The 3,660-nt window shown below is 73.7% G+C and carries 3 protein-coding genes; 2 read left to right on the top strand and 1 reads right to left on the bottom strand.

Annotated elements, in window-relative coordinates:
* Window positions 1-96: 96 nt before the first annotated feature.
* Window positions 97-906 carry a purine-nucleoside phosphorylase gene (locus tag AC13HU_RS34030; RefSeq protein WP_483045852.1) on the top strand — a complete coding sequence of 270 codons (810 nt, stop codon included), beginning with the start codon at window positions 97-99 and terminating at the stop codon, window positions 904-906.
* Between the two features lie 112 nt (window positions 907-1,018).
* On the top strand, window positions 1,019-2,701 hold the full coding sequence (locus AC13HU_RS34025; RefSeq protein ID WP_483045851.1) for a phospho-sugar mutase: 1,683 nt from the start codon (window positions 1,019-1,021) through the stop codon (window positions 2,699-2,701).
* Between the two features lie 122 nt (window positions 2,702-2,823).
* On the opposite strand, the gene AC13HU_RS34020 is transcribed toward AC13HU_RS34025, so the two are convergent.
* The gene (locus AC13HU_RS34020) at window positions 2,824-3,498 is read right to left on the bottom strand and encodes a PH domain-containing protein (RefSeq protein ID WP_483045850.1); all 675 of its coding nucleotides are present in this window, start codon (window positions 3,496-3,498) and stop codon (window positions 2,824-2,826) included.
* Between the last annotated feature and the right edge of the window lie 162 nt (window positions 3,499-3,660).

Genomic DNA, 3,660 nt, shown 5'->3' with positions numbered 1-3,660 from the left:
CCCACCCCCTGGTCAATTGTCGGATGATCCGATTTCCGGGCGCCATGTTTCTGGGTCGTCTACGCGCGTAGGGAAACACGGGTTACGCTCATCCGCGTGAACGCTTCCGCAGAACCCGATCCCTACGCCGCGGCCGATGCCGCCGCTGCCCGCCTCCGCGAGCTGACCGGCGCCGACACGCACGACGTGGCCCTCGTCATGGGCTCGGGCTGGGTGCCCGCCGCCGACGAACTCGGCACCCACGACCACGAGGTACCGATCACCGACCTGCCCGGTTTCCCCGCACCCGTGGTCGCCGGGCACTCCGGGCGGGTCCGTTCGGTACGGATCGGCGAGGTGCGCGCCCTGGTCTTCCTCGGCCGCACCCACCTGTACGAAGGGCGCGGTGTCGACAGCGTCGTACACGGCGTGCGCACCGCGGTCGCGGCCGGTTGCAAGACGATCGTGCTCACCAACGGCTGCGGAGGGCTCCGCCCCGGGTACCGGCCCGGCCAGCCCGTCCTGATCAGCGACCACATCAACATGACCGCGACCTCCCCGCTCCTCGGGCCGCGCTTCGTCGATCTCACCGACCTCTACTCGCCGCGGCTGCGGACCCTGTGCCGGGAGGTCGATCCCTCCCTCGAAGAGGGTGTCTACGTCCAGCTGCCCGGCCCGCACTACGAGACTCCCGCCGAGATCGGCATGGTCCGCGCCATAGGCGGCGACCTCGTGGGGATGTCCACCGCCCTCGAAGCGATCGCCGCGCGCGAGGCGGGTGCCGAAGTCCTCGGGATCTCCCTCGTCACCAACCTCGCCGCCGGGATGACCGGGGCCCCGCTCAACCACGAGGAAGTCCTCGAAGCCGGCCGGGAGTCCGCCGCCCGCATGGGCGCGCTCCTCCGCCAGGTGCTGGGCCGCCTCTGACTCCCCGCCCGCCCCTTTGCCCTCGAACGCCGGGCGGGCTGATTTTCCACCCGGTCGAACAGCAAGCCGGCCCGGCGATCGAGGGCAGACGAACGAACGAAGGAGGACCGACGTGCGGCTCGAGCCCACGCAGTGGATCGCCGAGGACCCCGACCCCGAGACCCGGGCGGAACTCGAAGCCCTCGTCAAGGCCGCGGCAGAAGGGGACGAGGACGCCCGGGCGGACCTCGCCGACCGCTTCCGGGGCACCCTGGAGTTCGGCACCGCCGGGCTGCGCGGCGCGATGGGCGGCGGCCCGATGCGGATGAACCGCGCCGTGGTGATGCGCGCGGCGGCGGGCCTGGCCGCGTACGTCAAGGACACGTACCCGACGGACCAGGGCGGCGGCCTCGTCGTGATCGGGTACGACGCCCGGCACAACTCGGAACGCTTCGCACGGGACACGGCCGCCGTGATGACCGGCGCGGGCCTGCCCGCGGCGGTGCTGCCGCGCCCGCTGCCCACCCCGGTCCTGGCGTTCGCGATCCGCCATCTCGGCGCGGCCGCCGGGGTGATGGTGACCGCGAGCCACAACCCGCCGCAGGACAACGGCTACAAGGTCTACCTGGGCGACGGTTCGCAGATCGTGCCGCCCGCGGACGCGGAGATCGCCGAACGGATCGCCGCGGTCGGCCCGTTGAAGACGGTGCCGACCCCCGAGGACGGCTGGACGGTGCTGGGCGAGGACGTCGTGGCGGCGTACCTGGACCGCGCGGCGGGCGTGGTCGCGCCGCACGGCCCGCGCGAGGTGTCGACGGTCTACACGCCGCTGCACGGAGTGGGCCTGCGCACGCTGCTGGCCGCGTTCGACCGGGCCGGGTTCCCCGCGCCCGCCGTGGTGCCGCGGCAGGCCGAGCCCGACCCGGACTTCCCCACCGTGGCGTTCCCGAACCCCGAGGAACCCGGTGCGATGGACCTCGCCTTCGAGACCGCCCGCGAGCACCGCCCCGACCTGGTGATCGCCAACGACCCCGACGCGGACCGCTGCGCGGTGGCCGTACCGGACCCGGCCGCGCCCGGCGGCCGGCGGATGCTGCGCGGCGACGAGCTGGGCGCGCTGCTCGCCGTCCACCTGGTACGGCGCGGCGCCGCCGTACCCGGCCGGGACACCTTCGCCGCGAGCATCGTCTCCTCCTCCCTCCTGTCGAAGATCGCCGCGCACGCCGGCCTCGGCTACGCCGACACCCTCACCGGCTTCAAGTGGATCTCCCGCGTGCCGGGCCTGCGTTACGGCTACGAGGAGGCGCTCGGCTACTGCGTCGACCCGGCGGGGGTGCGCGACAAGGACGGGATCACCGCCGCGCTGCTCGTCGCCGAACTCGCCGCCGGCCTGAAGCGGGAGTCCCGCACGCTCGGCGACCTGCTCGACGAACTCGCCCTCACCCACGGGCTGCACGCCACCGACCAGCTCTCCGCCCGGGTCGCCGACCTGTCGCTGATCGGCGCGGCCATGCGGCGCCTGCGGGCGCACCCGCCGACCGAGCTGGCCGGTCTCGCCGTCACCCGCGTCGACGACCTCGCCGCCGGGTCGGAGGGACTGCCGCCCACCGACGGCCTGCGCTACCACCTGGCCGGGCCGCGGGTGGACGGCGCCCGCGTCGTGGTCCGGCCCAGCGGGACCGAGCCCAAGCTGAAGTGCTATCTCGAAGTGGTGGTGCCGGTGTCCGGGCCCGCGGCCCTCCCCGCGGCCGGCGCCACCGCGACCGAGTTGCTCGCCGCCCTCAAGCGCGACCTCGCGACCGCGGCCGGCATCTGAGCGCCCCCTGGAGCCACGCACGGCACGGGCCGTGCGGACCGCACCGTAGGGGGTTTTTCGGCCGGGGCTCCTCGCCCGCCCTCCGAGGACACTCCGAGGACGCTCCGAGGACGCCTGGAGCGTCAGCCGATGACGGCGAGGACGATCAGCACGACCGCGCCGGCCGCCGAGGGCGCGATGATCTCGTAGCACCAGCGGATCATCGGGTTCGGGCGCTCGTCGTCCTTCACCGGGTGCCGGTCGGCCAGCTCGCGCAGCTCGTTCACCACGCGGTCGGACGGCGCCCGGAAGGTGCCGTCGGCGTCGGCCTGACCAGGGTTGCGGCGCGGGATCACGCTGAACGGGTCACGGTGGTCGCCGGCCTGCGCCCGGGTGGTCTGCCGGGCCGCGCTCTTGCGGGCGCGCACCGACACCGGGATCGCCCACATCTGGAACTTGCGGCCGCCGGCCAGCAGCTCGGTCGAGTACGCCGAGCGGATGCTGTCCACGCCCGACCACGGCACCGTGATCGTGCGGAACGGGTTGCGTACCCGGATCTGGTCGTCATTCGCGTAGACCACCGGCCGGAGGCTGAACGCGACGATCAGCGGGACCGCGCACAGCAGTCCGGCCAGGGCCAGCCAGGGGGTGTGGCCGGTGCCGTGCACGACCGCGTCGCCGCCGAGCCAGCCGGCCAGCACGAGCAGCAGCACACCGCCGACGACCCCGGCGACGGACCGGTAGGCCCGGTCGGCATACTTCGGCTGCCCGTCTCCGGCGGTGGCCGGCCCCGAGCGGTCGTTCTTGGTACTCGTCATAAGTTCCGATTCTGCCTGATCCAAAGTTTTCCGGATGCCCCTGACCCCCAGGGTGCCGCATTCTTCCGGTCGAGGGACCACCTGCCAGTGGTGGGCTGGTCGCCGGGGGTACCCCGCTGGGGAAGTTCCCCGCGCCCCTGCCCCCCAGGGTGCCCCTCACCG

The sequence above is a fragment of the Streptomyces sp. NH27 genome (assembly GCF_056859195.1).
Note: the sequence above shows the minus strand (reverse complement) of the source record. Positions and strands in the feature narration are given on the sequence as shown.